The sequence below is a fragment of the Salinivibrio sp. IB872 genome (assembly GCF_001995345.1).
GTDB lineage: Bacteria > Pseudomonadota > Gammaproteobacteria > Enterobacterales > Vibrionaceae > Salinivibrio > Salinivibrio proteolyticus.
Genome location: NZ_MUFO01000012.1, coordinates 1 through 25,287, shown reverse-complemented (window position 1 = coordinate 25,287; position 25,287 = coordinate 1). Strand labels below are relative to the sequence as shown.

Below are 25,287 nucleotides of genomic sequence, written 5' to 3'. Positions count from 1 at the left end.
GCACATTGGCAGGCGTTTGCACCAAACAATGGGTCTTTTGCGATTAAGAAGCCAGTTTTTTGAGCTGCTGTTTTGCATCGTCAATGGCTTTGCTGGCCAAGTCTTCACCCATGGCGAGGCCTTCCGCGTAGACAAATTCAACGTCTGTAATACCGATAAAACCAAGTACGGTTTGCATATAACCTGTCACGTGATCGGTGTTACCGCCTTTGTGCATCCCACCTCGTGTGGTGACAACGATAGCGCGCTTACCTGTCACTAAGCCTTCAGGACCATTTTCGGTATAGCGAAATGTCACGCCAGCACGGGCAATAAGATCAATCCACGCTTTCAGCTGTACGGGCACCGTGAAGTTATACATCGGGGCGGCGATGATTAGCGTATCGCTTTGTTGGATCTCGTTGATCAACTGGTCAGAAAGCGCCAACGTTTGCTGTTGACGTTCATTCAGATCACTGCCGCCACGAAGGCCACCGGCAAGCTCGCCGTCAAGGATCGGCAATGGATTGGCTGCCAAGTCACGCTCAACCAAAGAATCAGGTGATAGGTTGTTCACCACGCCATCGATCACGGCGTTCGAGCTAGAATGGGGGCCAAGAATACTTGATTTGATGACAAGCGCTTTCATTACGTTCTCCTTAAAATTAACGGGCTGCATATTGCGACCTTGGTTAGTGTAGAGTTTGGGCGTAAAAACACCACGTCAAGGATTCGTTAAACTTGTTCAAAAATTTCGTTGATGTAACAACTTTTCGAGTGAGCATTGGCAGTTATCAAGCAGGGGCGTATGATTGCGCTCGGCTGTCGTCCAAAATGTAAAAATAATGTTATAATGACCGTTGTGTCGGACAGACAGCTTGCATTGGGGAAGCGCCACAATCAAATCAACAAGCCGTGTGCTTGTGTGGACGCAACGGGATTTGAGGAATAGCGCGTGAAAAATCTATTTATGTTAGACGTGGATGGTACGCTGGTAGACAGCTGCCACATGGACCACGAGTGTTTTAGTGAAGCCATTTTTGCTGTGACGGGACTGACAGTGCCTGATGATTGGGGTGGATACACCAATATCACCGACGCAGGTATCATCGAAGAACTCATCGATAAAAACGACCTGAAAAAAGAGAAAATCACCATTTTCCGAGAAGTGAAACGTGTGTTTATGCAAAAGCTCGCGCACGCCATTGCGGAAAACGGTATGACTCCCATTCCGGGCGCGGTCGAGTTTATCAATGAGATGCGTCAAGTACCTTCTGTTGCTCTCGCCATTGCGACGGGTGGCTGGGAAGAAACCGCGCGGATGAAGTTAAAGGCGGCCGGTTTTAATGTCGATGGTATCGTGTTCTCGTCATGCTCGAATGCGATGAGCCGCAGTGAAGTGATGGCACTCGCGGCGTTCCGCGCCAAGCAAGATTATGGCGTGCAGTTTGATCGCCGAATTTATTTTGGTGACGGGGTATGGGACAAACAGGCGACTCAATCACTGGATTATGAGTTCGTCGCGGTAGGGGATAAAGTGGAACACCACACCCGAATCAACGATTTTGTTAATCCACGCGCCATTTTAGGGCGTTTAGGCATAGAAGAAACCGATGCGGTGAAGTTTGCGTAAGCAATGACTGCCTGTTGAGTAATACGTAAAAGCCGGTGAGGTGTACTCACCGGCTTTTTTACGTTTGCTGTATCAGCGGGCTGACCGAGGTGGTAACGAGCCACTCATACACTTAGCCGTAACTTAATGCACTTGGCTGCAAGTGGTATGCTCGGCACGGGCTGGGCTCGCCGCCTCTTGATTAAAGTAGGCGCGCGTTTCGTTGATCACCACATGGCGAAGTAGCAACAAGCCAATCAGGTTCGGGATCGCCATTAAGCCATTAACGATATCAGCAAGGATCCAAATGGTGTTCAGATGGATAAAGGATCCTGATGCAATCAATCCAATAAAAATGAGCTTATATAGATAGATAGCGCGTTTACCGAACAAATAAGCGACACAACGCTCACCATAGTAATGCCAGCCTAGAATGGTGGTGAAGGCAAAAAATAACAGGCCAATATTCACCAGCATCGGTCCAATGCTGCTCTCCATACCGACTGCAAAGGCATGGGAGGTCATCGCGGCCCCTGCCAGCTCCCCTGACCATGATTGGGTCAGAATTAAGGTCAGGCCCGTCATGGTACAAATCACCAGCGTATCGATAAAAGTACCGGTCATGGAAACAAGGCCTTGCTCAACACAAGAATCGGTTTTGGCTGCAGCCGCGGCGATAGGGGCGCTGCCCAGTCCTGACTCATTAGAAAATACGCCGCGTGCAATACCGGCTTGAATCGCAAGCATCATTCCCGCACCTGCAAAACCACCGGTTGCTGCCATTCCCGTAAACGCGGACTCAAAGACCAGCGCGACGGCGTGTGGGAGTTGTTCAATGTTCGCCCCAAGCACCCATAAACACGCGACCACATAGAATACCGCCATCACGGGAACGATTTTGGCCGCTACGGCTGAAATCGACTTCACCCCGCCAATGGTTACCAGAGCCACCAATGCGGTTAAGATCCCTGCAACCGCCATGGTGGGAATATTGAACAGGTGAGTAGCGGCACTGCTGATGGCGTTAACTTGCGGGAAGGTGCCAATACCAAAGCAGGCGACGCCTAATCCAAACAGCGCGAACAGCTTCGCTAAAAGCGGTTGCCCAGCCCCTTTAGAAAGGTACATCATGGGCCCGCCCAGCATATTGCCCTTGTGATCGGTTTCGCGATATTTCACCGCTAGCAAGCATTCTGCGTATTTGGTTGCCATGCCTAAAAACGCGGCTAGCCACATCCAGAATAGGGCGCCGGGACCGCCCAGCGCGATAGCGGTTGCGACACCAATAATATTTCCTGTTCCGATAGTCGCGGACAATGCTGTACATAAAGCCGCAAAACCAGAAACATCGCCTTGGGTTGAGGCATCCGCCGGTTTAAAAATTTGTTTTAGTGCAAAAGGTAAACGGCGTAGCTGGATAAACCCTAACCGTACGGTAAAGAACAGACCGGTTCCAGTGAGCAGCAGTAATAGCGGTGGGCCCCATATCCAGTCGTCAATGGTGGCGAGAAGTGATGGTATATCTGGTAGTTGAGTTAGAAATTGCATTTATCCCCCTTTAAACATCAAAGGAGGAGATAAGCCACACTAATATTAACAAAAGTGCTACATATTGGGGTGGGTATCTCCTCTGTCCTTTTGCCTGAGAGTTTCACTTGAAAACAAGCTTGCTCCTTCGGCGCCCGACTTAACGGGTCTCTCCAGAGGCTCCTCCAACAGCAGTCCATACATTTAAGTGCCTGAAAGATTTACTTCTTCGGCGGATGGCGAATGCCACCTCTCTCCTGCTGTCTTCATCGGAACGTCATATTGCGGTAAGTATGATAGATCACAGAAATATGAATGCAATGCAAAAATCAATAAAGAGTCCTATCAATTAAAGAAGCGCGCAAAATTTGCACTCTTTAAACTTTTATCTCCGAACAATATGGTGCTGGCTATACTGAAATCTCGACCCATAAATACTCAATAAATGTGATCCTTTGCCGATAACACGGAACAACACCTTGTGATTAAGTTTGCAAGACGAAGCCGTAATGATGGGCCCTGATATGACCACTTGGAACGAACTTTTAGGCGTTGGCGCCAGTGAAAGCGCCGAGCAAATTAAACAACGCTATCGTCAACTTTCTATTCGTGTGCATCCAGATAAAGGCGGAAGCACAGGGTTGATGCAGCTTGTCAGTGAAGCGTATCAAGCGGTTAAAAATGGCAAGGGCGATCACAGCCCGCTCGACAGTCAACAATCTGCTGGTGGCACGGCAGCATTGCGAAGCCAAGTGGCGCGGTTACAAAAAGAACTCGCCGCATTGCAGCAAGAGAATCGAACTTTACGAGCCCGCCAAGCGAACAACCAAATCCCTGCGCATCTGACCGCGAAAATTGCCAAGCTGGAGTTTGATAATCGCCAATGGCGGGAGCACTATCAGAAGCTGGAAAAGCAACATCATGTCTTAGAAGAGCAGCATCAGCGGTTATCAAAGCAACATGACAGTGACAAGAAAGAGAGCAAACAGATCAATCGAGAATTACAACAGGCACTATCTCAGGTTGAACAACTGGAAACCGAGCTCAAACATAAAGCAACGCCAGTGACGCTTAAAGCCTCAAAGCCCGGCTTAGCATGGCGTTGGGTATTGGCTTCTTGGGGCGTGATTGCGGTGCTGATGTTGCCGACTAGCCACTGGCAAAGCATGATGAGGACATTGTTAGGCCAATCGGCGCCAGAGGTGGCGCAACGTGTCAGAATTGTCGAACCGTTGGAAAACAATAAAACAACGGCACCTGCACCGACGCCGACACCCCAGGTAAGCGATTCGCGTGCGTCCATGCCGACCGCTCCGATGATCCAGCTAACTGCAACAGCGAATCAATGGCATGTGAATCAGTTTGATAAAGTACCACAACCTTATCTCGCGTTACGCAGTGAGCAAGGCTCGTATGTGGTGGCCAATTGCCAAGGGGAGTTTTACGTCTACCTTAATACCACCTATCAACCTTTACGCGTACCGCCAAATCTTGACTACATTACTCAGCGTCAACACTTTCATGTGTATGCAATTCCCTACGGACAAGGCGCGTCGATTGATAGTTGGCAGCTCGCCCGCAAAGTGAAAATATTTGACGATACCTTTGTCAGTGAGGATCTTGCCCCTCAACTCAGTGCCTTTGAACAATCGTGTCAACGAGCACCAGGGCTGACAGCGGCGAACTTTTAAAAAACCAGTAACACTTTCATTTGCATCGACATGGTTTACCGCCCAACTCAGGCGTCTGATTTGTCGCAACTGTATTACACTGATCAATAAGGCTCGATTGATTTTGTGATAAGGAACGCCAATGTTAGACCAAGCCATGTTTGCGCATCGGTATGATCCACCTCGTCAGGATAGCAGCGGTGGGGTATTCAGGCGTTATCACATTGCTGTTTCTCACTCTGTAGCGGTAGAAGGTTTGGTGTCGGGGATCGGTATTCCTGCATGGTCGGAAGGGCGCACTGAGTCGGCCAAAGATGCGGCGGTGCTGCACACCATGATGACCCAAGGCGCCAATTTAATTGGCCAACTGCAAGTGGATCCGCTTGCCTTTAGCATTACCGGCCTCAATCCTTTCTACGCTGAGCTTCGCAATCCAAAGTACCGTAAGTATCGCGTCGGCGGCAGTAATGCAGGGATTGCTGTCGCAGTCGCAAAAAAACTGGCTCACTTAGGCATTGGTAATGATGCTTTTGGCGGTGTACGCATCCCGGCGGCACATTGTGGCTTATTTGGCTATCGGCCTACGCCAGGGCTCATCGACGCGAGTGGTTTGCTACCTGCGGCAGAAACGTTTGATAATCCGGGCGTCTGTAGTCAGGCATTAGCGCCAATTAGCCAGTTCCAAGAGCTGGTGGCGAAACCTTCAACGGCGATCAAAAACATTGTCGGTGTCGTGTTGGCGGAACCTATCTTCGCACTCTATTACAGTGACGAAGCCATGGATTGTTTCTACAAAAAATTAGAGGCGTTACCTTTACCGCATGAAACCACGTTGGCGATGAACAAACTCGTTTTAACACGAATTGAGAACGCCCAAGTTGCCATTGCCAGCCATGAGTTTTTACTGGTCTATCAAGAATGGCTGGAAAAGCAAAAGCTGGACTTACCGTCCTCTACGCAAAGCTACTTAGCCCGCCTTCAAGCGATTAATTACAAAGACCATTTCCAAGCGAAAAAAACGCGCAAGCAACTCAGAGATACCGTATGTGCGATGTGGCCAAGTGATAAAGTATTGATTCTACCGTCTACGCCGGGCGAGATCTTGCCAAGAGACGCAGGCCAAGAGCAAAGCGACATCTTTAATTTGGCACAAAGACGCCTCATGGCGCTGGCCGATGTGTGTGGGCTACCGCAGTTAACCGTGCCATTATTTAACTACCAAGAAGCTCCTTACGGTGTCACATTGCTGGGACATCCCAACAAAGATAAGTTATTGATGGAAGTAGCACACCGTTGGGTCGGTTAAGCTTAGATCTGGAATCTTTAGCAACGCTGTCGTCAAGAAATTTCTATAAAATTGTATTTTATGCAATTAACTTACTGATATTTAAAGGTTAAATAAGTTACCCGATGTCGATTTACTATCAACAGAAACTGTGGATAAGTAGTTGGATTAGTGTTGTTTTTAACGCATAACTGTTTGAAAAATAAAGCTGTGAGTTAGATTGGCTTTGGGGTTGAAGCACAGACTAAGCGCCAGTAGAAAGTGACAATTTGACTGTCACGTTTCCATAACGTGACAGAGACGATCAATTAACCACTCAGACGCTTCGCTGTGACATCATTTTTATCTGCGATTAGCCTTACCGTTAGACGATTTTACTTTATATTGGCTTTTACAATGACTACGGCCCACAGACGCTGAACGCAGCGCTTTGTGTTTGGTTTTACGGCCGTTTGTGCGTTCACGCCATACCTTAAAGCTGCGCGGCTTTAACTCACGGCGCATCAGCGCGATAACATCATCTTGTCGCAGGCCATACAGTGTTTCAATGGCTTCAAAAGGGGTCCTGTCTTCCCACGCCATTTCTATAATTCGGTCAATCTCTCCTGGTTGCTCGTTCAAAGCCATATCTGTCTCCTTATGCTGGTGGCAAATAATACGGGTAGCGCAGGAAAAACCGATCAGCGTGTTCTTTCTGACCAATCAATGTTTTCACCCTTATTTTTGGGCTATTTAAAAATAAACCATAAATACAGTTAGTTACGAAAGGCCCTTTTTAACAAGGGTAAAAGACGATTTTTATCCTAACAGCCTGTTGTATCGAACGATTGTTAGGTTATTCTATTGTTCACTGCCGCACAGGCAGCGTAGGTGACACAAGCGCCGCTACAGTGTTGGATATATAAAAACTGTCAATGGGCGCCTGTCACGATTGGCGCTTATATCAACTGATGTAAATGCACCATGCTAGTCTTGATGTTGTGACTTATTAAACAATGAATACGTTGTAATTTCTTAAAGAACAACTAATATGTTGTATGTAAGCCATAATACAATATTAAAGTTGTTTGGGGATGTGATGGTGTCGCTAAAAGATATAGCGCGCGCATTGCAAGCCCGTCGCAAATCACTGGGGCTAGAGCAGTCTGACATGTACATGCGTATTGGCATGAAACAACAGCAGTATCAGCGAGTAGAGGCGGGGAGTGATGTTCGGTTATCGACTTTGCTGCGCGTGCTTGAAGGGCTCGACCTGACATTAACGCTTGAGCCCAAAGCATCTCAGATGGTTGATGAGTCGGTAAACCTCGATCGTTATAAAGATGATGATAACGACGATCTCGACTTTTGGTTAGGGACGGAGCATAGCGATGACCAAAACCAGTGAAGACGTTGAGGGGCTGAACATTCAACTGCATGGCGTTGATGTAGCTGTTGTTAAGCATTACGCGGGCGGGAAGAATATTCTCACGTTCAATCCGGCGTTTATCACCACCTCTCAGCATGAGCGTTTGACCTTTTCGTTAAGGCAACGTCGCGATCCGCAATACTTACACACACCACAAATTCGCACGGATAAACTGCCGCCAGTGCTCTCCAATCTGCTCCCAGAAGGCGCATTGAGAGACGTCGTCTCACAGGCTTTACAGTGTCATACAAACAATTTTATTTGAGCTCCTATCACAACTACAAAGCTGTGGCACAGTTCCGATGATAAATATACATGCGTATGCCAAATGGCTGAGTAAAGATTGCTAAGATCCTGTTTTTATAGGCGTATGTATCCTAGAGTAACGACGCCGCTAGCGTCGATTCGGCGTCGCGCCGATGATCTTTAAGTCCGCTTTTCTGCGCTTTTTCATCGTTGCGTAGAAATTCTCGTGCGAGCTGATATTAAGCAGATAGAGCTCGAGTTTGTTTTCAATCCAAGCGTAGCCAAGTAACACTTCTTGCCTATCGAGCTTGAACTTGTGCACCCAAAGATAAGACAGATCGCCTTTTTTCTGGGTGCCAAGCGTGGGATCTTCAATGATTCTGTCTATCTCGTCCTCGACCACTTCACACTGCGCCTCGGACAGCTTGTTCATCTGCTTTTCAAAAACACGAGAGACGAAAACATCAATCTGATTGTCGTGGGGTCCGTCGCTCATAACGTTTTACCTTACCAAGTTTGACTTCTTCAGATGCAATCAGCGCCTCTTGCACAAAGCTATAGGGTAAATCAGGGTTCTCAGTCATGATTTTCCCAATTTTTGCCCAGTACTCAATTTGCTTGGGTACGGAGCGCATTTCAGCTTCTGCATGCACTTTTACATCTGACACAAACTCATCATCTAACCGTATACTGGTTGGCATGATTCACTACCTCGTTTATAAATCTTCACTGGTTAATATGCGACAAAATGTCGCGCCTTGCAACATGTTTAGAACTGGCACATCTGGCGTGACTTAAGACGGCTCTGCTTCAACATATGTGATAAGTTGATACCCTTGTGATCCTTCTTTTTTGGCCGTTCAAAAATAAGCAATAAATACAAAGCGTTATGGAAAGCGATTTTTAACAAGGGTAAAAGACGATTTTCATCCTAACGGCCTGTTGTCACTGACGATTATTACGTTATTCTATTGTTCACTGCCGCATAGGCAGCTTAGAAAGTCTTGGTATGCACGATTAAGCTCGCGCATTGGTTCACTGCCGCATAGGCAGTGGTTTACTAATCTCGGAACAACCATTGTGGATGGTTCATTCTATTAGTGAGGGTGTCTTTCTTTTCTATAAAATGTCTAATTAACTGTACTCTTTCGTGATTTGGTATGTAACTCGACGTTTATCGCTAGTTTTATTTTTAGCGAGTAATCAAACAGTAACTCGTGGTGTGATTATCATTGCCTAGATTCTTTCAATTTATGCAGAGATTCTCTTCTACGCTAACTCAGTAAAGATGTTTTTACGGATGTTGAGTGCTGGAGTGGGATATGAACATCAATAACACCATGAAGTTAGTGTTCTTTATTATTGGAGCCGGGATTGTCGTTAGTTTTTTCACGATCATCCAGCTGAATGGGCTGATGAATAAAGTTGATGAAATGGCACAGGTTCGGTATGCCTCTTATCAAACGGCTGACGAGTTGAGGCAAAGCTCTGATGATTTAACCCGTTTGGGGCGCACTTATGTTGTGACAGCCGATGATAAATACGAAAAGATGTATATGGACATCCTAGCCATTCGTAACGGTGAAAAACCACGGCCCGTTAACTATCATACGATTTATTGGGATTTGGTATTAAATTACGGACAAAAACCTAAACCAGATGGTAAAACTATCTCTTTAAATCAGAGAATGCAAGATCTTGGTTTCACTGAAAAAGAATTTGATTTTCTCAAAAAAGCACAAGCTAACTCTGATGGATTAGTCAATATGGAAGTCAAAGCCATGAATGCGGTGAAAGGACTCTATCCCGATAGTAGCGGTAACTATACCGTTCGTGGTGAGCCCGACAAACAAATGGCGATTGAGTTGCTACATAGCCCTCAGTATCATCAAGAAAAAGCAAAGATTATGAAACCCATCGAAAGCTTTTTTATTGCGCTGGAAGATCGCACGAGTGCGCAATTTGATGCAGCAGCAGCGAGTGTGAAAAAAACGGTACTGATAGGTAATATTTCGTTAGCGGTTGTGATCGTTATTGCGGTTCTGGGTTATGTCATCACCAAACGGAACGTAGTCAATCCGATTGACCGAATGGCGTCAACACTCAAGCAAATTGATGATAACTCTGATCTGGGATTACGCGTTGATGACAGTAAAAATAATGAAATAGGTACAATTGGCAGTACTGTTAATAAAGTCATTGTTAGTTATTCTTCAACGATTGAAAAAATTAATAATGTGAATCATATGATTTCACAGATCACAGAGAGTCTGGTTAATATTACCGACAAAAATGCCAAAGTATCTAACCAACAAAACCAAGAGTTGGAAATGGCGGCCACAGCAATGGAAGAGATGACATCGGCATTGGCCACAGTGGCTGAAAATACGTCCATGGCTGAAAAATATGCAGGAAGCACAGAAAATGAGACGAGCACTAGCAAAGAAGTATTTGATAAGACAATGGTTGAATTTGGCAGTTTAGAAACCGAATTTAACAAAACGTCAGAGGTGATTCAGGAGCTTGCCGATGAGTCCACGAACGTTGGTAATGTGCTTGATGTTATAAAAGGAATTGCGGAACAAACCAATCTGTTAGCGCTAAACGCAGCCATCGAAGCGGCGCGAGCAGGTGATCAAGGCCGTGGCTTTGCGGTCGTAGCCGACGAGGTGAGATCGCTTGCCCAGCGCACGCAAAAGTCTGCCGGAGAGATTGAAGATATGATCGGTGGTTTGCAAGGTAAGGCGGAGCAATCAACACAGACTATTCGTGTTAACGCAGATAAGATAGCATCGACACGTGACAATATGACCACTGCAAACGAATCGCTTGGCACGATCAAAGAATCTGCGGTAGAAATTCACCGTCTGAATTCATCGATTGCCTCGGCGACGGAAGAACAGCTTTCTGTTAGTGATGAAATCTCGAGCAATCTCTCGAATATCAAGACGCTTTCAGGTGATATGAATGAAGCGATTGATCAACTGGGCCCGATAGTGTCCGACCTAAAGAACAATGTTGATTCACTCAGCAGCGCGATTAAACATATTCGTACATAACTTATTGACTGTTAGCGGATTGTCGAGCTTGGCAATCCGCTCCGTCACTCAAACATTAAGAAATGCCTACGCGATACTGAAACACACCGACAAACTCTGACACTCTCGTACATTCTTGCGACAGCCTTTTTGTGACTTGCTGATTATAGTCAGCCTTCTTTAACGCGTTTTATGCGACACAATGAACTGGGTTTGGCTGTGATGAATATCCGTAAACAACACCTTACTAGCCTTGTGAACTGGGCTGACAAAATTTACCCGAACAGCAAAGGATGGCGAGTGGTGAGCAAGAACTGGCGCTTTTATGCGTTGGGCTTTGCATTTTCGAATATTATGGAGCGAATGGTTGGGGTGTTTGACGAGCCGCATTTGGAACCTGTATTGGCTGACTATCCAGAAGTGATCACTAAACCGCTTAAACCTTACCTCAATGTCTCACTGAGCATGCCTGAGCGGGTTGCAATGCTGCATGACCATTATCGTTTTATGGCGAATACCTTTGGCCGTCATTGCTGCACCATTTTCTCAGTCGCGGGTCTGCCTCTTGTCAGCTTTACTGCCAATAATGGCCGTCAATATGGCGTGCGCTTTTATCGTGGTGAAATTCGCGAAGGAGCACTGGGTTTGTCCTTGTATGACGTGGAGAGCAAGCAAGGCGTGTACAGCATTTCGTTCCACTTCAACCGTGAGGGGCGAGAGCTCTATATCGGTGCCTTGCAAGGTCCGAGTGATAGCGTACCTGATCGTCATCAGATCATTAAAATGTTGACGAAAACGGCGCATGGGTTACGCACCAAAGCTTTGATGTTAGAGCTGGTGTTGATGCTGGGCCGTATCATGGGTGCCGAGCGCTGCTACGCGGTGTCTAATAAAGGCCATATTTATAAAGCGATCCGTTACATCACCTCTAAGCGGAATGTGGTGACGTTTGATTATGATGAGCTTTGGCGCGAATATGATGGGATGCCATTGAGTCGGTATATGTATGCCTTACCGATGCAGCCAATACGCAAAGATGTTACCCAGCTTAGCGGCAGTAAGCGACGTTTATACACCAAGCGTTATGCCTGGTTGCATACCCTAGAGCAAGACTTACGCTTGGCGATAAACGCGTTGACGGAAACGCGTGCAGAAATGCATCAAGTTGCCTGATCAGAAAAGCAAAACAATAACATGGCCTCTTTTGAGGCCATGATCACGTCTTCTTACTACCTTCGTGCCGAACTACATCAAACGTCGTCGAAAGAGGCGGTGTCCCACGGCATTGAACAATGCGCCTGCCACAATCAGCCCACCACCGAGATATGTCCACATGGACGGCAGTTCTTGAAAGATCGCTATCCCAATTAAGGTAGAAAACACGATTTGCACATACGCATAGGCTGACGCTTCGCCAGCTTGTTGTGTTTGCATGGCTTTGGTGAGCCCATACTGGCCGATTTGAGTAAACACACCCACTAACACCAATAAGAATGTAAGCGGCAAACTTGGCATCACAAACTCTGACCACATCAACACCACCGAGACCGGCAGAGCGACCATCGGGAAGTATAGGATGATCACCGAGCTGTCTTCGCTGCGGCTGAGTTTTCGGACAATCACGTAGGCTACCGAACTCCCTAAAGCCCCCAGTAATGCGATAGCGACACTAAAGGGCGGAAGTGCGCTATCGATCGATGTATTGAGGTTGGGTTGTACCATCAGATAAAGGCCGCCTAAACACAGGGCAATGGATGCTAAGGTGGCGCCTTGTAATCGCTCTTTCAGCACGATAAATCCAAGTACCGCAGTAAAAACGGGGTGCATGTATTGCAATACAGTGGCTTCGGCGAGCGGTAGGGTGGTGACGGCGTAATACACGCACATAAGTGCGGCAGTCCCTAATACGCCGCGAAGCAATAGTAGCGGTTTATTATTGCCAAAGGGCGACAAGCCTTTTCGTTTGACATCGGTATAGCTGATGATGAGCGATACCAACGCCCGTGCAGCGACAATCTCAAAAAGCGGGATACCATGTAGGCTGACATATTTAACACAGGCCGACATGACCGCGAAGCCGAACGCGGAAAGGAGCATAAAGCGGATCCCTATAGGGATCGCGGACAATGAAAAGGCAGGCATAATCACACTGGCTAAAACAACAAGGCCGCTATGATAACGTGTCTCGATCCGTTTTGCTTGAGAGAACGCACTAACGCGCGGTTAAGCGCCGCGCGTCGATGAAAACGTTTAAGCGAACACTAAGGCCAAAGCCCTGTTAGTGCACTGAGTAAACCCTCACTGGCACCTTGCTGGCCTAAATAATCGAGTACAATCGGTACAAATTGTTGCAAGGTGGCCGCATCAATGCCGAGTGTGTCAGCCACGTTATATAAACTCTCGAGCGAACCAATGTTATCGCCAATGCCACTGTCACCCAGTAATGATGAAAGGGACGATAAATCAGGACGCAGACTTGCCAGCTCTTGCTGCTGGTTACCGGAGAGCTGATTCGCCGCCATCGCTAGCAGGGCACTTGCGCCGCCAGCCGCTTGCGTCGGGCTAACATCCACTTGCTCGGTAATCGCTTGTACAAGCGGTGATTCACTGGCTTGGTCGTCCGCAAATTGGGTCGCCATTTGGGTCATCACATCCGTGGTGGTATTACCTTGACCAAACAACGCCTGACTGGAGGGAGAGATTAATATGGCAGCAAGCGTAAGTGCTGGCAGTGTCGCTTTCATAGAAGGCACCTAATTATCAACCGAGAGTGATGTAGGTATAGCGGTAAATGGCGGTGAATGAAAGTCGCAGACCACTAAGACAGTGTAAGGTCGGTGTTTTTAGATGATATGGTGCGATGTTGGATCCGCTTTTTGATGGCAAAAAAGACCAGCGCCCCGACGATACCTCCAGCATGAGCGAGGTGAGCAATATCGATACCCAATGCGGCACGCATAGGCAGAGCTTGACCCGCGAGCGCATCTCCCACACATTTTACGCTAGTAATTAAGGCAATCCATTTCCCGCTAGGGGTGTGAATAGTGCTTATTCCTCCAAACATAAATAATCCATACAACACCCCAGATAGACCCATATATTGCTGATAAGGGCTCCACCACATCACCAGACCAACTATACACGCAAGCCACAAGATCAGTGACGCCAGCGTACCGGCGCTGATATGGCGATAAAACATCAGGCCGAATACGCCTAATCCCGTCATGTTGGTCAGTACATGGAAGACGTTGTGATGAATAAAATTGCCGGTTATCACGCGCCATGCTTGGCCTGAAGCAAGTGCACTTCGCTGCCACACCCACGTCTCGGCGAGCGACGAATAATGAACACCCACACTCACTAGCGCGACGATTATCAGCAATCCAAGTGTTTGAGTTGGCGCGTGTAGGGTGATAGGTCGTTTTCGCTTCATGGTCGCCTTTTATCTCGTTACAGCTTAAATAACAACGCTTTATTACAGTCAATGTGACTGAATGAGATATCCCTCAAAGATCATTACAAATGATAATTGATCTCAATCGTATTTGCATCTATGATGCGCGCCCTGAACTTACCCCCAATTTAATGTTTTTATAACATGAAGTTAGTGAATGCGCTGTTAATCGGGCTTATGTTTGTGTCGCCATTGAGCCATAGCGATGATGAAACGAATACGTTGTCGTCATTTTCGTGGCTGCAAAATGTGACGCAACAACAGGATAAAATTCGAACATATCTGGAACGCCAAAATCAGCATGCGCAACAGTCGTTGACTGCGAGTCAATCGATTCGTGATGAGCTATTGAGTGAATGGGCGCGTACACCGCAAACCGGTTCCGAACCTTGGTTAGCGCGCGATGGTCGCGAGTTTTTACAAACACGGGTTAATGGTGAGCGCGTGCTGCGTGTGCGCAAAGCCGTCAGCGAACAAGAAGCCGTTCGCGAAAAAGAAGCAGGTAGCGAAAAAGCATCGACATTGCTCAATATAGAGGCGCGAGCGGCTGAGCATGCGTATTATCATCTGGGGAGTTGGTCGTTAAGTCCCAATGGACAATGGCTCGCCATTGCCGAGGATATTCACGGTGAGGAAGACTACCGCATCGTGCTGATCAACGGCCAATCAGGGCAAGCCGATATTATTGCCACCGGGGCTGATGCATCTGTCATCTGGTCGCCGAATAATCAGCAGCTCTACTATGTCGGCAAAGAGGCGAAAACTGCGCGTCCCAGCCAGTTGTTCCGCCATGAAATAGGCACTACCGGTGGCGATACCTTGGTGTATGAAGAAGTCGATCCAGCTTGGTTGTTGTCGGTATACCGTGCTAGCCACACAGATACGGCTATTGTGCAAGTCAACAATGAATCGTCGACCGAACAGCGTCTACTTCGTCTGAATGATGGCAGCCTGTCTGCACCGCTCAAAGCGCGTCAACCGGATGTCGAATACTATCTCGACAAGACGGATGATGCGTTATGGATGCTGAGCAACCACCAAGGAACCAAGCAGTTTTATCGCGCTGCCGTCGCGACACCGAATGATTGGCACGTCGTTTATGCTGCCGAGCCGGGCGCTGAGTTAAACACGTTTTACCTTTTCGAAGATGGCATTGTCCTCACCCAACAGTACGAGGCTGAGCAGTGGTTTATCTTACTTAATGCGGACGGTGAACGCGTGGTTAAGCAGCCTTTGGCGGCACAAGGGCAGGTCGCTTGGTTTGCGCGCGGAGGCGACTATGCTAGCAATCAGTTGTTTATTCGCAGTATGTCGCTCGTACAGCCACCACGATGGGAAGCGCTGGATCTTAAATCCGGCACACGTCGTGAAGTCAGTGCCGATCATTACCCCGACTTTGATGCATCTCGTTATCACTCTGAACGCTTGTACGTTGGACCGCATCGTATTCCTGTTACATTGGCATACCGCAAAGGTGCGCTGACCCCGTCATCGCCAGTTGTGCTGTATGGGTATGGCGCGTATGGCTTTACCATGAAGCCGTATTTTATGCCGCAAACTGTCTCGCTAATGGACCGAGGCGTCATCTATGCAATTGCGCATGTGCGTGGCGGAGGCTATTACGGTGCAACATGGCACCAAGCAGGCAGCGGGATGAATAAAAAGCATGGCATCCAAGATTTTATTGATGTCGCCAAAGCGATGGGCCGTTATCAAGACGGACAGCGTGCAGTCGCGGCTGTGGGCTCAAGCGCTGGCGGTACCTTGGTTGCCGCGGCACTTAACCAAGCGCCCGCAACGTTTGCTGCCGCTAGCCTCAATGTTCCGTTTGTCGATGTGCTGGGCAGTATGGCCAACCCGGCGTTGCCGTTAACGGCACAGCAATACCAAGAATGGGGCAATCCTGCGCAAAGCGATCAGCGCGAGGTTATGCAAGGCTATGATCCTTTGCGCAACATCCAGCAAAAACCTTATCCCCCGATGCTGGTCCGTGTCGGCTGGGACGATCAGCGTGTGCCTTTTTGGGAAGGGGCGCAATACCTTTCGCATTTAGCCGCAACCAGCACCCGATCGGGCCCTTATTTGTTGTTGACGGATTTTTCCCGTGGCCACCAAGCCGATGCGCGTCATGGGCTAACTCAACAAGCGACCGACTATGCCTTTCTCTTACACCAACTGAAGCGTGTGAACTAACCGGAGTATTAAATGAAATTGTCTTCTGTCTCTGTGGCAGTGCTGACGGCACTGGCTACTGGCACCGTGCACGCCAATTCTGTCATCACCGAGGAGAATACCTCTGGTGACGTGACCAATCGCCACGTCGAGACGGTGGTCGTCACGGCCAATAAATTTGCTGAATTACCGTCCGATACAGCGGGTTCGGTCGCCATTTATCGTGGCGAAGATATCCAAAAAAAGGGCGCCACCGAGCTCTATGATGCACTGACAAACGAACCGGGTGTCAGTGTGACAGGCGGAGCGGGTCGCCCTCAAAACATCACTATTCGCGGCATGTCCGGTAACCGTATCTTGATTGTGGAAGATGGCGTTCCAGTTGCGGATGGGTTCGGTGCCGCTGATTTGAACGATAAAGCAGGGCGTAATTCCTTTGATATCGCAAGCGCCAAGCAAATCCAAGTGGTGAAAGGCGCTAGCTCAACCAGTTACGGTTCAGGTGCATTAGGCGGTGCCGTGATCGTGACATCGCTGTCCGCGGACGATCTTCTCCGCAACAAGGACCTGTACGCGGACGCGCAAGTTACCTATAGCGAGCTCAGTGATAAAGGCCGAGTTGGCAGTCGTCTCGCGCTCCGTCATGGTGATACCAGTGCGTTGCTCGATGTGAGCTATTGGGATGGGGAAGAAACCCGTAATTACCAGCAAGATTTGTATAACCGTACTTTGGATGGTGGCAGTGCGTCGTTGCGTCTGGATCATTATGTCTCCGATCGTTGGAAGCTAAGTGCTCGAGCCAAGCTCTACCGTGAAGATGCATCGCGACAAGAAGGGACAGCATCGATTCAACCTGACGGTAAGTGGGATATCAAAACGTTTGATCAAGCCGAAAAAATCGAAACCACGCAATTTTGGCTTGGCAGTGAATATCACGCCCAGCAGCCTTGGTTAGAAACTCTCAATACCAAGCTCTATTACCGAAATACCGATTTTACCCAGAACACGAACCGTTTGATGACTCGCTGGAACATGGGGATCAATGAGCAACGTCGGGTGCTGGATGCTCGCCGTTTTCAAGACCAGTCAATCGGTTGGTCGGTAGACGCCAACGCTGAGCAAATCAGCGGAGACGTGGTGCATACGCTGGTTTACGGTGGTGTGTTAGAAACGGCATACCATGAACGCCCTGTGACGAAAACGACCCTCGATTGGAACGGCGTAACGGTGAGTGATACGCAACCGTTCGCGCCAGCACGGAGTTATGCGTTAGGTGTTTATGCGCAAGATGCAATGAGTATCGGGCAGTGGCGTGTAATGCTGGGTCTACGTGCTGATGCGTACCGATTAAGCGCAGACGATCCCCAAGCCATTGGCATGGCGAGTGTGGCGGACAATAACAGTGCAGCGTTATCGCCCAGTGCTTCGGTGGCTTATCACTGGACGCCCGCGTTCAATACCTACCTCAGTTATAAGCATGGTTATCGAGCGCCTGAATACGACAAAAGCTATGGCTACTCTAACCACGCCTCTGTGCCGGTGACGCCATTTGTGGTGCTGCCCAATCCGTCGCTTGACGCGGAAACCAGCGATAGTTTTGAGCTCGGGGCCAAATATGATGACGGCAAGCTGCGCTTGTATACCGCGGCATATTACAACCGGTTTAGCCAGTTTATTGATATTGCCGATCAGGGCTTTAATGCGGAAACCGGCCTGTTTGAGAAACGCTATGAAAACCTTGATGGTGTAGAAACGTATGGCTTTGAGGCATCAGCGGCCTATGTATTTACCGATCAATGGCAAGCGAAAAGTCAGATCGGCTGGATCTCTGGCAAAGACGACAATGACGAGTATGTTCGCAACTTAGCCCCCCTCGAAGGCAGTCTGTCGCTTCACTTCGATAACCAATCGTTTAACGGTTATACCCGTTTGAACTGGGCAGATCAGATGACCCGCACGCCCATGTGTTACACCGAGTTAGGCACCCGCACTGAGTGTGCTCAGACGTCTGGCTGGGCGAGCGTTGACCTTGGCTTGGGCTATCAGCTCTCGTCTCATGCTTCTATCAATTTCAATGTCTATAACGTGTTAGACCGCGAATACATTCGTTATCAAGACGTTGCCGGTATTTCTGAGTCACAAACTCGTTTTTCGACCGAGCCCGGTCGTTACTTCACCCTCAATGCTCGTTATGCGTTTTAAGGAAGAACCATGAAATCAGCGATCAGTCTTGTGGCGTTGGTACTTGCCAGTGCCAATGCCATGGCAGGGGAATGGGATTACCCTGCGGGCAATTATCAAGCAAGTGATGCCACTCAAGCACAGCAGTATTTGCGCACGCATTATCCGTCAGTCGGGGAGCTGTCGTTGCGCTACCAAACCAGCAGTTTGCTTGGTCGTCAGTATAACTTTGATATTTACCGTGGTGGCGAGTATCAGCCGCAGCGTACGTTGGTGTTACATACCGACAAACACGGTTTGGTGACTCGGGTGTATAAAAGCCTAACCGACACCATGATCCGACAGGGTGAGGCAGTGAAAGAGGCGGCTATTGAGATCCCGCGTCGCCTGATCGCGGATGCGCCGCCAGCGCTATCAGACGGAGAGTTAGTGACGCGCACCGTCAATGTGGTTGATCCGGATCTGCGTAGTATGGACAAACAGCCCGCCCCCGAGACGCTCTGGACAACGTTGGCGGATTATCCCCACGCGCCACGCTTTGTTATGCGTGATGTCTCTTTATTGGATGTGGGCGGCACCCTCTACCTGAGTAATCCCAGAGTCCAAGCCGTTGATGCTATCGCCTTTGAAGACAAAAACCCTGAGTCTGGACAATGGCAGAAAAGTGACAGTGTCTCGTTTTTAAATCCGGACGGTGTCACACAGTTTGCGAGCCATGCTTCGCTCACAGCGTTGCCTTTTGATAGTCAAGACTTTGCACAAATGATGGCGTTTTATCATTTGGATAAGTCCCTGCAATATGTGTCCTCGTTAGGGTATTCATTATTTGACGGTCCGGTACGCTTTGATGCTCACGCCTTAAGTTCGAACAACTCGTCTTACTATGTGGGTCCTAACGCTGTGATGTTTGGGGCGTCTGGCTCGCCCGATACACTTGACGCCGATGTCGTGGTCCATGAGCTGGCCCACGGTATTCACTACCATATTTTGCCCGACTGGGCGTACGGCCACACTGGCGCCTTGGGTGAGGGATTTGCTGACTATTGGGCCGGCTCTGCCAGCTATCGCACCTTGTATCAACAAGGTGATGACTTCGAGATTGATACCGTCTTTAACTGGGATGGTTATTTCGGTTTTAAGCAAGGTACGCGCAGTTTGTGGAATCAAAAAGCGCGCTATTTTGAAAGCAGTGAATACCGCGCGCACGAAAACGTTGGTGGTGAATTAGGGGATGAGCTTTGGTCGACGCCTTTGTTCCAAACCCTCAAGCAAGCCGTCGCACTGTATGGTGAACCCGCTTTTAAAGAAATGGATACCTTGGTGCTGGAATCGATGTTTGGGCTAGGCCGGGGCATGAAAATGCACGATCTGGCAGAAAGCATGCTCTTTGTAGCTAAAACCTATTATCCATCACGCGACTATGCAGCCTTGTTGAAAGCGAACTTTGAAAAACACGGTTTGCTCAAAGCACCGTTTCGCTTTGAAACAAGCCAGCGTTATGTTGCCGATACGGCGGCGATCCACACACGCTTAACACCACAAGGGCGCACAGCCTCAGTGCGTGGTGATATTCAGGTGGAGGGTGGAGCGCCCACGTCCATTAATCAATCACTCGATCAGGCTCAGTCGTTTTCTATCCCTCTACCGCCTGCGGCGCAATGCGGTCAGCCGCTGACTCTTGAGGCGCGAATTGACTATCAATTTGATGACACGTTGCAAACCCATCAATGGCGAGACAGTTTGACGGTGATTAAAGGCTTGCCCCAACTCACCCAATCGCGCCAAACCCTGAATGCGACCTTGCCGGATGCATCGGTGGCCAGTAATGGCGCTCAAAACAATGGTTTCAAGAGTTTTAACTTCATTATTAATGATGACGCGAATGCCATTCGTGCCGATCTTGGCGTGTATGTCCATATCAACCATGCCAGCCCATCAGATTTACGCGTTGTTCTTGTCTCCCCCGCAGGCTCACGGGTGACGTTACATGCCAATACCGCCCGTCAGAGCAATGACTTAGTGCGCTATTGGACCAGCCAGCACGACGATCTTTTACAAGCCTTTGATGGCGAACCCCTAGCGGGGAATTGGCGTCTTGAAGTGACGGACTATGCACAAGGCAATAGTGGTGAGCTGGTGGCGTGGCAAGTGGGACGCGTGGCGGGATTCGATTGCCAAGATATCGACCTTAGCACCGAGGATGCTCTAGACACCGCTAGCTCGGGAGGCGGCGCGTTGTCATGGCCACTGCTGCTGGTGGGCTTGCTTTGGGGCGGCTGGCGAGCACGAAAGGGCGAGTCCTGATAGCGCGTTATTCAATCACCTTAACACCCTTATTAAAAAGATAGATATGATGAAATTTAACTACTCTCTACTCGCCAGTGCATTGCTACTGGCAGGCTGTAATGGTTCTGGATCAGAAACGAGTGCAAGCGACTCGATTGCGCCGACCTACAGCGTCTCTGGTACCATTAGCGCCACCAATGCCACCGGTAATGAAACCGTTTGTGCGGATTTAAATGGTGACTTTGCCTGTAACGCCAACGAACCCACCACACAAGCGGAGCAGGGGGCGTTTACTCTCACCAGCGCCGATAAAGCGATCTTGTCCTCGCCGATTGTCGCGCAAATCGACACCGGCGTGACCACGTTATCGTCGCAACGAATGGGAGCGCAGACTGACGCGCCTCGCCAAGGGAATGCATTCCTTGTTGCTCCCGGCGTGCGCAAGACTACTGGCAATGAGATCAATGTGATCAGCACACTGGTCGCTAGCAACATGGCGGCAGGGGATGCCTATCAAGATGCTGTCGCTCATTTACGTGAGCAATTCGAGGCGATGGGCGTCACGACGCAAGCAGACTTGCTTACCAACGGAGCGGATAACCGTTTTGTACAGCTTGAAAATAACGTTTTATCGCTGATATCGGGGATGACGCCCACGCGGGCGAATCGCATGCTAGCGCTACTAAGCGGTGAATTGGCGCGTTACTCGGATGTTTTACTTAAAGGTGCTCCGAGTGATCCTGAGCTGAACGCGATTTTGGTTGAGTTGGATGAACGGACTCAAATGCGCCCTGTGAACGATACCGGCATTGTTAGCTATTATTCCGACAGCGGGAATGTTGCCACCGCGCCTGTCGATTACCCCGGTCAAGACGCTGACTATGGGTTTGATGCAACGGAAGGTGGGTTTAGCTTCACCAAACTGGATGACAAGGGTCAGCCTTTGCCCGATAGCGCGACCACGTGGGATTGTGTGCAAGATAATCGTAGCGGACTGGTATGGGAGAGCAAACACATCGATCCTCAATCCCCGCGATATGTGGATCGCCTTTTTGCCTATCAAGTGCCCGGGCAGTTCGAACCGTTTGACAAAGACATTGAGGCGACAGGCTGCAAAGACGCTGAGGGTATTTGCACCACGGCCCAATACCAAGCGTACCTAAATCAGCAACAGATCTGTGGCATCGAACAATGGCGCTTACCCACTTTTATTGAACTGTATAGCCTGATTGATTTCGGCGAGACACAAACCGATAGCGATGGGCGTGTTTATGGGCTCGATACTGAGTATTTCCCTCATCAATCCTCTGCCAGTGAATACGATGCCGGTTTGCTGTGGTCTTCCACCTCTTTCTTAACCGAATATACCGCATTTGCGACGCCGGGTGCGCGCTATATCCAGCTGCCGCAAACACGAGGCAGTGATCGTGGCACGACGGTATCGCTCGAGATCTATAGCGATCAGGTCGAGTCTGACTACACCTCATGGCAACTGCCTATTCGTCTTGTCGCCCAAGGAGAAAAATAATGAACAAGCTGATCATTGCCGCCAGTATCTTCGCATCTGTAACCGCATGGGCGGGCCAAGAATGCTCGATTGATTTAACCAAAACGGCACCGAATGTCCGGTACAGCTTTGATGATAATGGCACGGTAACGGACACCTTTACCGGATTAACTTGGATGCGTTGCCCACTGGGTAAAACCTGGCAAGCCGAACAACAGGCGTGTCGTGGCGAGGGCACCGGAATGTATTGGCAAGCCGCACTTAATGAAGTGCAGGCGATCAATCAAAGCCAAGCGCATCCGCTGCATCAATTTGCCGGTCACACGCAATGGCGCATGCCCAATATTAAAGAGCTATCGTCCTTGGCTGAACATGCCTGCATGAAACCCGCGCTTAATCCAAAGGCATTTGCCGCCGGATTCCCATACTCTACGTCAGAAGAAGGCTATGGCAGTGGTGATGTGCGCGCTTACGTGTGGAGCAATAGCCATGTGCAAGCGGATAATACGATTTTGATGTTTGACGTGCGTAACGCGGAGATCTTTGCTTACGGGCCGACACAGCTTGAGGGCAGTGTACTGCTAGTGACAGACCAGTAACAAAAAATCGCCCCAGCGACATCGACTGTGGCTGGGGCGAGTGAGTCGTTATTGGTGATCAATAACCGAAGTGATCAAGCCACCGCACGTACTTTTTCTAAGTGGGCGAGGTACTCATCGTAACTGCCGYTAAAGTGCGACAATTGTTGGTCTTTAATCTCAATAATGTCAGTGGCGAGCGAGGAGACGAATTCGCGATCATGGCTGACAAAAATCAAAGTACCGGGGAATTGCTCTAGCCCTTTGTTGAGCGCTTCAATCGCTTCCATATCCATGTGGTTGGTTGGTTCGTCCATCACAATCACATTGATATCTTGCATCATCAGCTTGCCGAACATCAGACGGTTTTTCTCGCCCCCTGAGCAGCTTTTCGCTTTTTTGTTCACATCATCGGCTGAGAACAACAAGCGACCCAAAATGCCACGCACCATCAAGTCATCATGCTTGGCCGTACGCCACTGCGACATCCACTCAAACAGGGTCAGATCGTTGTCAAACTCCGCGCTGTTATCTTGCGGGCAGTAGCCAATCGCGGCATTTTCAGACCACTTAATGGTGCCTTTCTGGTGGCTTAACTCACCCACAAGACAGCGCAGTAGAGTTGATTTTCCCACCCCGTTTTCACCAATCACAGCCAGTCGTGAGCCAGCTTCAAGCAGTAGGTGACCGTTATCGAATAACAGGCCATCTTCAAAGCCATGACCCAGCTCTTTCAACTCAACCGCTTGGCGATGGAGCGTTTTGCTTTCGGTAAATTGGATGTAAGGGTGCACACGGCTTGATGCTTTGACTTCATCAAGCTGGATCTTTTCCATGCGTTTGGCGCGTGAACTGGCTTGCTTRGCTTTAGAGGCATTRGCACCAAAGCGATTCACRAAGTCTTGCAGCTCACTMARCTCSGCTTCTTTTTTSGCGTTRCTCGACARCARTTGCTCGCGTGCCAAGCTAGATGCKGCRACAAAGTCATCRTAGTTACCCGGGTACACACGCAGTTCACCGTAGTCAATATCCGCCATGTGGGTACATACGGCGTTCAAGAAGTGGCGGTCGTGCGAGATAATAATCATGGTGCACTGGCGCTGTTGTAGCTCACCCGCCAACCAGTTAATGGTGTGAATATCCAAGTTGTTGGTCGGTTCGTCCAACAGCAAGATATCAGGATTGGCAAACAGGGCTTGAGCAAGCAGCACGCGCAACTTCCACCCCGGCGCCACTTGCGCCATCAGGCCAAAGTGCAGCTCTTCGGCAATGCCGGCTTGCAAAAGAATATCGCCCGCGCGGCTTTCCGCGGTGTAACCGTCCATTTCTGCAAACTGACTTTCTAGCTCAGCCACGGCCATGCCGTCTTCTTCGCTCATTTCTGGCAGAGAATAAATACGCTCGCGCTCTTGCTTGATCTCCCAAAGCTTTCGGTCACCCATCATCACCGTATCAATCACTGAATACTGTTCGTAGGCAAATTGGTCTTGGCTCAGCTCGCCCAACGTCTGCCCTGGTGTGATAGAAACATTCCCTGCACTTGGGGTGAGGGCACCGCTCATGATTTTCATCAGGGTCGATTTGCCACAGCCATTGGCCCCGATTAACCCGTAGCGGTTTCCGTTACCAAATTTGGCAGAGATATTTTCGAATAGCGGTTCAGCACCAAACTGCATGGTGATATTGGCGATTGAAATCAAAAGAGTTTCCTAGCGAATATGCTCAACGAGGGCGCGTATCATCATACTCAAAACGGGAGATGCACGGCCAAGCGAGGAGGGTGTAAAGATAAATAAGACTGAGCGCGCATTGTACAGAAATGTGATGGGATTAACAGTCTATGCTGGATGAACATTCAATAGAGGATTTCCCTACCAGCGGTCAGTGGACGCACAAGAGTGTGACTAAGCGCCAACCGTTCTACAGATTTGTATACCTATAGATGCTTTATGGTCTAAATAAGTAGACGACACTGTCAGCTAAAACGAGGACAAGACTATGTGTATGGATGTGAGAGTAATGGCTCAAAACGGGCAGCGCGTGTCCGCGCGCTCTATGGAATTTGGCGTGGATTTATTGACTCAGGTTTGGCAACGCAAAGGGAAAGGTGCATGGACAGTGTCGATGCAACCTTCTACTGAAATGGGGGTAGTGTTCAAAAGTCTGTGTCACTCCTATAGTTAACCCTCAACAGGGAGTGATACATCAATGTCCGACAAATACGAAATTGATATTCAAGCTTTTGCTAAGGCACTGCAATCTGGACAGGGCCTCAACGGGAAAGATGGACTGCTAACGCCGTTGATTAAACAGATCACCGAAGCTGCTTTGGCTGCTGAGATGG

Annotated in this window: 21 protein-coding genes, 1 pseudogene and 2 riboswitches; of the genes and pseudogenes, 13 read left to right on the top strand and 9 right to left on the bottom strand. The window is 49.0% G+C overall.

The window, feature by feature from the left end; all coding sequences use genetic code 11:
* Positions 1-43: 43 nt before the first annotated feature.
* A complete protein-coding gene (locus BZJ18_RS06910) occupies positions 44-628 on the bottom strand; it encodes an FMN-dependent NADH-azoreductase (protein WP_069587020.1) in 585 nt (194 codons plus the stop codon).
* 306 nt (positions 629-934) lie between these two features.
* Between BZJ18_RS06910 and BZJ18_RS06905 the strand changes: the two genes are divergently transcribed.
* Entirely contained in the window at positions 935-1,612 is a 678-nt protein-coding gene (locus tag BZJ18_RS06905; RefSeq protein WP_241824926.1) for an HAD family hydrolase, read from the top strand.
* A 123-nt stretch (positions 1,613-1,735) separates the two neighbouring features.
* Here BZJ18_RS06905 and BZJ18_RS06900 read toward each other — a convergent pair whose 3' ends face one another.
* Positions 1,736-3,139, bottom strand: a complete 1,404-nt coding sequence (locus tag BZJ18_RS06900) for an alanine/glycine:cation symporter family protein (protein ID WP_077455864.1) — start codon at positions 3,137-3,139, stop codon at positions 1,736-1,738.
* A gap of 79 nt (positions 3,140-3,218) precedes the next feature.
* Positions 3,219-3,298: riboswitch (glycine riboswitch) on the bottom strand.
* A gap of 2 nt (positions 3,299-3,300) precedes the next feature.
* A riboswitch (glycine riboswitch) is annotated at positions 3,301-3,388 on the bottom strand.
* Positions 3,389-3,642: 254 nt separating this feature from the next.
* Here BZJ18_RS06900 and BZJ18_RS06895 point away from each other — a divergent pair.
* Together BZJ18_RS06895 and BZJ18_RS06890 are read left to right on the top strand one after the other, a co-directional pair.
* Complete coding sequence (locus BZJ18_RS06895) at positions 3,643-4,809, top strand: J domain-containing protein (protein ID WP_158011259.1); 1,167 nt, start codon at positions 3,643-3,645, stop codon at positions 4,807-4,809.
* 121 nt (positions 4,810-4,930) lie between these two features.
* A complete protein-coding gene (locus tag BZJ18_RS06890; RefSeq protein WP_077455862.1) occupies positions 4,931-6,094 on the top strand; it encodes an amidase family protein in 1,164 nt (387 codons plus the stop codon).
* Between the two features lie 321 nt (positions 6,095-6,415).
* Here BZJ18_RS06890 and BZJ18_RS06885 read toward each other — a convergent pair whose 3' ends face one another.
* Positions 6,416-6,700, bottom strand: coding sequence for a TIGR03643 family protein (locus tag BZJ18_RS06885; RefSeq protein ID WP_069587016.1), 285 nt, complete (start codon positions 6,698-6,700; stop codon positions 6,416-6,418).
* Between the two features lie 403 nt (positions 6,701-7,103).
* Here BZJ18_RS06885 and BZJ18_RS06880 point away from each other — a divergent pair, with 403 nt between their 5' ends.
* Both BZJ18_RS06880 and BZJ18_RS06875 read left to right on the top strand, forming a co-directional pair.
* Positions 7,104-7,460 (top strand): helix-turn-helix domain-containing protein, encoded by a 357-nt coding sequence (locus BZJ18_RS06880; RefSeq protein WP_241824925.1) that lies wholly within the window; start codon positions 7,104-7,106, stop codon positions 7,458-7,460.
* A complete protein-coding gene (locus tag BZJ18_RS06875; protein ID WP_077455861.1) occupies positions 7,444-7,746 on the top strand; it encodes a HipA N-terminal domain-containing protein in 303 nt (100 codons plus the stop codon). Before BZJ18_RS06880 ends, BZJ18_RS06875 begins: the two co-directional genes overlap by 17 nt.
* A gap of 129 nt (positions 7,747-7,875) precedes the next feature.
* Here BZJ18_RS06875 and BZJ18_RS06870 read toward each other — a convergent pair whose 3' ends face one another.
* Positions 7,876-8,223, bottom strand: a complete 348-nt coding sequence (locus BZJ18_RS06870) for a type II toxin-antitoxin system RelE/ParE family toxin (protein WP_077455860.1) — start codon at positions 8,221-8,223, stop codon at positions 7,876-7,878.
* On the bottom strand, positions 8,192-8,428 hold the full coding sequence (locus tag BZJ18_RS06865) for a TA system antitoxin ParD family protein (protein ID WP_077455859.1): 237 nt from the start codon (positions 8,426-8,428) through the stop codon (positions 8,192-8,194). Before BZJ18_RS06865 ends, BZJ18_RS06870 begins: the two co-directional genes overlap by 32 nt.
* Before the next feature lie 621 nt (positions 8,429-9,049).
* Here BZJ18_RS06865 and BZJ18_RS06860 point away from each other — a divergent pair.
* Both BZJ18_RS06860 and BZJ18_RS06855 read left to right on the top strand, forming a co-directional pair.
* Positions 9,050-10,786 carry a methyl-accepting chemotaxis protein gene (locus BZJ18_RS06860; RefSeq protein WP_077455858.1) on the top strand — a complete coding sequence of 579 codons (1,737 nt, stop codon included), beginning with the start codon at positions 9,050-9,052 and terminating at the stop codon, positions 10,784-10,786.
* A 171-nt stretch (positions 10,787-10,957) separates the two neighbouring features.
* On the top strand, positions 10,958-11,938 hold the full coding sequence (locus tag BZJ18_RS06855; RefSeq protein ID WP_131825269.1) for a VirK/YbjX family protein: 981 nt from the start codon (positions 10,958-10,960) through the stop codon (positions 11,936-11,938).
* A gap of 72 nt (positions 11,939-12,010) precedes the next feature.
* On the opposite strand, the gene BZJ18_RS06850 is transcribed toward BZJ18_RS06855, so the two are convergent.
* The 3 genes from BZJ18_RS06850 to rrtA form a co-directional block, all read right to left on the bottom strand.
* Positions 12,011-12,907 (bottom strand): DMT family transporter, encoded by an 897-nt coding sequence (locus tag BZJ18_RS06850; RefSeq protein WP_077455857.1) that lies wholly within the window; start codon positions 12,905-12,907, stop codon positions 12,011-12,013.
* A 119-nt stretch (positions 12,908-13,026) separates the two neighbouring features.
* Positions 13,027-13,509 (bottom strand): DUF2780 domain-containing protein, encoded by a 483-nt coding sequence (locus BZJ18_RS06845; protein WP_077455856.1) that lies wholly within the window; start codon positions 13,507-13,509, stop codon positions 13,027-13,029.
* A gap of 74 nt (positions 13,510-13,583) precedes the next feature.
* On the bottom strand, positions 13,584-14,198 hold the full coding sequence (gene rrtA / locus BZJ18_RS06840; RefSeq protein WP_077455855.1) for a rhombosortase: 615 nt from the start codon (positions 14,196-14,198) through the stop codon (positions 13,584-13,586).
* Positions 14,199-14,363: 165 nt separating this feature from the next.
* Between rrtA and BZJ18_RS06835 the strand changes: the two genes are divergently transcribed.
* The 5 genes from BZJ18_RS06835 to BZJ18_RS06815 are packed head-to-tail and all read left to right on the top strand — an operon-like array spanning position 14,364 to position 22,964.
* Positions 14,364-16,412, top strand: a complete 2,049-nt coding sequence (locus BZJ18_RS06835; RefSeq protein WP_077455854.1) for a prolyl oligopeptidase family serine peptidase — start codon at positions 14,364-14,366, stop codon at positions 16,410-16,412.
* Positions 16,413-16,424: 12 nt separating this feature from the next.
* The gene (locus BZJ18_RS06830) at positions 16,425-18,593 is read left to right on the top strand and encodes a TonB-dependent hemoglobin/transferrin/lactoferrin family receptor (protein WP_077455853.1); all 2,169 of its coding nucleotides are present in this window, start codon (positions 16,425-16,427) and stop codon (positions 18,591-18,593) included.
* 9 nt (positions 18,594-18,602) lie between these two features.
* Positions 18,603-20,876, top strand: coding sequence for a proprotein convertase P-domain-containing protein (locus BZJ18_RS06825; RefSeq protein ID WP_077455852.1), 2,274 nt, complete (start codon positions 18,603-18,605; stop codon positions 20,874-20,876).
* A 46-nt stretch (positions 20,877-20,922) separates the two neighbouring features.
* A complete protein-coding gene (locus BZJ18_RS06820; protein WP_077455851.1) occupies positions 20,923-22,386 on the top strand; it encodes an Lcl domain-containing protein in 1,464 nt (487 codons plus the stop codon).
* A complete protein-coding gene (locus BZJ18_RS06815) occupies positions 22,386-22,964 on the top strand; it encodes an Lcl C-terminal domain-containing protein (RefSeq protein ID WP_077455850.1) in 579 nt (192 codons plus the stop codon). Before BZJ18_RS06820 ends, BZJ18_RS06815 begins: the two co-directional genes overlap by 1 nt.
* A 74-nt stretch (positions 22,965-23,038) precedes the next feature.
* Here the strand turns inward: BZJ18_RS06815 and BZJ18_RS06810 are convergent, their stop codons facing one another.
* Positions 23,039-24,643 (bottom strand): ABC-F family ATPase, encoded by a 1,605-nt coding sequence (locus BZJ18_RS06810; RefSeq protein WP_077455849.1) that lies wholly within the window; start codon positions 24,641-24,643, stop codon positions 23,039-23,041.
* A gap of 508 nt (positions 24,644-25,151) precedes the next feature.
* On the opposite strand from BZJ18_RS06810, the pseudogene BZJ18_RS17780 reads away from it, so the two are divergent.
* Positions 25,152-25,287, top strand: a pseudogene (locus BZJ18_RS17780) (IS256 family transposase); the annotation flags it as partial.

Coding starts and splice junctions, on each gene's coding strand:
- BZJ18_RS06910 (WP_069587020.1), bottom strand. CDS start 628: ATGAAAGCGCTTGTCATCAAATCAAGTATTCTTGGCCCCCATTCTAGC.
- BZJ18_RS06900 (WP_077455864.1), bottom strand. CDS start 3,139: ATGCAATTTCTAACTCAACTACCAGATATACCATCACTTCTCGCCACC.
- BZJ18_RS06895 (WP_158011259.1), top strand. CDS start 3,643: ATGACCACTTGGAACGAACTTTTAGGCGTTGGCGCCAGTGAAAGCGCC.
- BZJ18_RS06890 (WP_077455862.1), top strand. CDS start 4,931: ATGTTAGACCAAGCCATGTTTGCGCATCGGTATGATCCACCTCGTCAG.
- BZJ18_RS06885 (WP_069587016.1), bottom strand. CDS start 6,700: ATGGCTTTGAACGAGCAACCAGGAGAGATTGACCGAATTATAGAAATG.
- BZJ18_RS06880 (WP_241824925.1), top strand. CDS start 7,104: ATGTTGTATGTAAGCCATAATACAATATTAAAGTTGTTTGGGGATGTG.
- BZJ18_RS06875 (WP_077455861.1), top strand. CDS start 7,444: ATGACCAAAACCAGTGAAGACGTTGAGGGGCTGAACATTCAACTGCAT.
- BZJ18_RS06870 (WP_077455860.1), bottom strand. CDS start 8,223: ATGAGCGACGGACCCCACGACAATCAGATTGATGTTTTCGTCTCTCGT.
- BZJ18_RS06865 (WP_077455859.1), bottom strand. CDS start 8,428: ATGCCAACCAGTATACGGTTAGATGATGAGTTTGTGTCAGATGTAAAA.
- BZJ18_RS06860 (WP_077455858.1), top strand. CDS start 9,050: ATGAACATCAATAACACCATGAAGTTAGTGTTCTTTATTATTGGAGCC.
- BZJ18_RS06855 (WP_131825269.1), top strand. CDS start 10,958: ATGCGACACAATGAACTGGGTTTGGCTGTGATGAATATCCGTAAACAA.
- BZJ18_RS06850 (WP_077455857.1), bottom strand. CDS start 12,907: ATGCCTGCCTTTTCATTGTCCGCGATCCCTATAGGGATCCGCTTTATG.
- BZJ18_RS06845 (WP_077455856.1), bottom strand. CDS start 13,509: ATGAAAGCGACACTGCCAGCACTTACGCTTGCTGCCATATTAATCTCT.
- rrtA (WP_077455855.1), bottom strand. CDS start 14,198: ATGAAGCGAAAACGACCTATCACCCTACACGCGCCAACTCAAACACTT.
- BZJ18_RS06835 (WP_077455854.1), top strand. CDS start 14,364: ATGAAGTTAGTGAATGCGCTGTTAATCGGGCTTATGTTTGTGTCGCCA.
- BZJ18_RS06830 (WP_077455853.1), top strand. CDS start 16,425: ATGAAATTGTCTTCTGTCTCTGTGGCAGTGCTGACGGCACTGGCTACT.
- BZJ18_RS06825 (WP_077455852.1), top strand. CDS start 18,603: ATGAAATCAGCGATCAGTCTTGTGGCGTTGGTACTTGCCAGTGCCAAT.
- BZJ18_RS06820 (WP_077455851.1), top strand. CDS start 20,923: ATGATGAAATTTAACTACTCTCTACTCGCCAGTGCATTGCTACTGGCA.
- BZJ18_RS06815 (WP_077455850.1), top strand. CDS start 22,386: ATGAACAAGCTGATCATTGCCGCCAGTATCTTCGCATCTGTAACCGCA.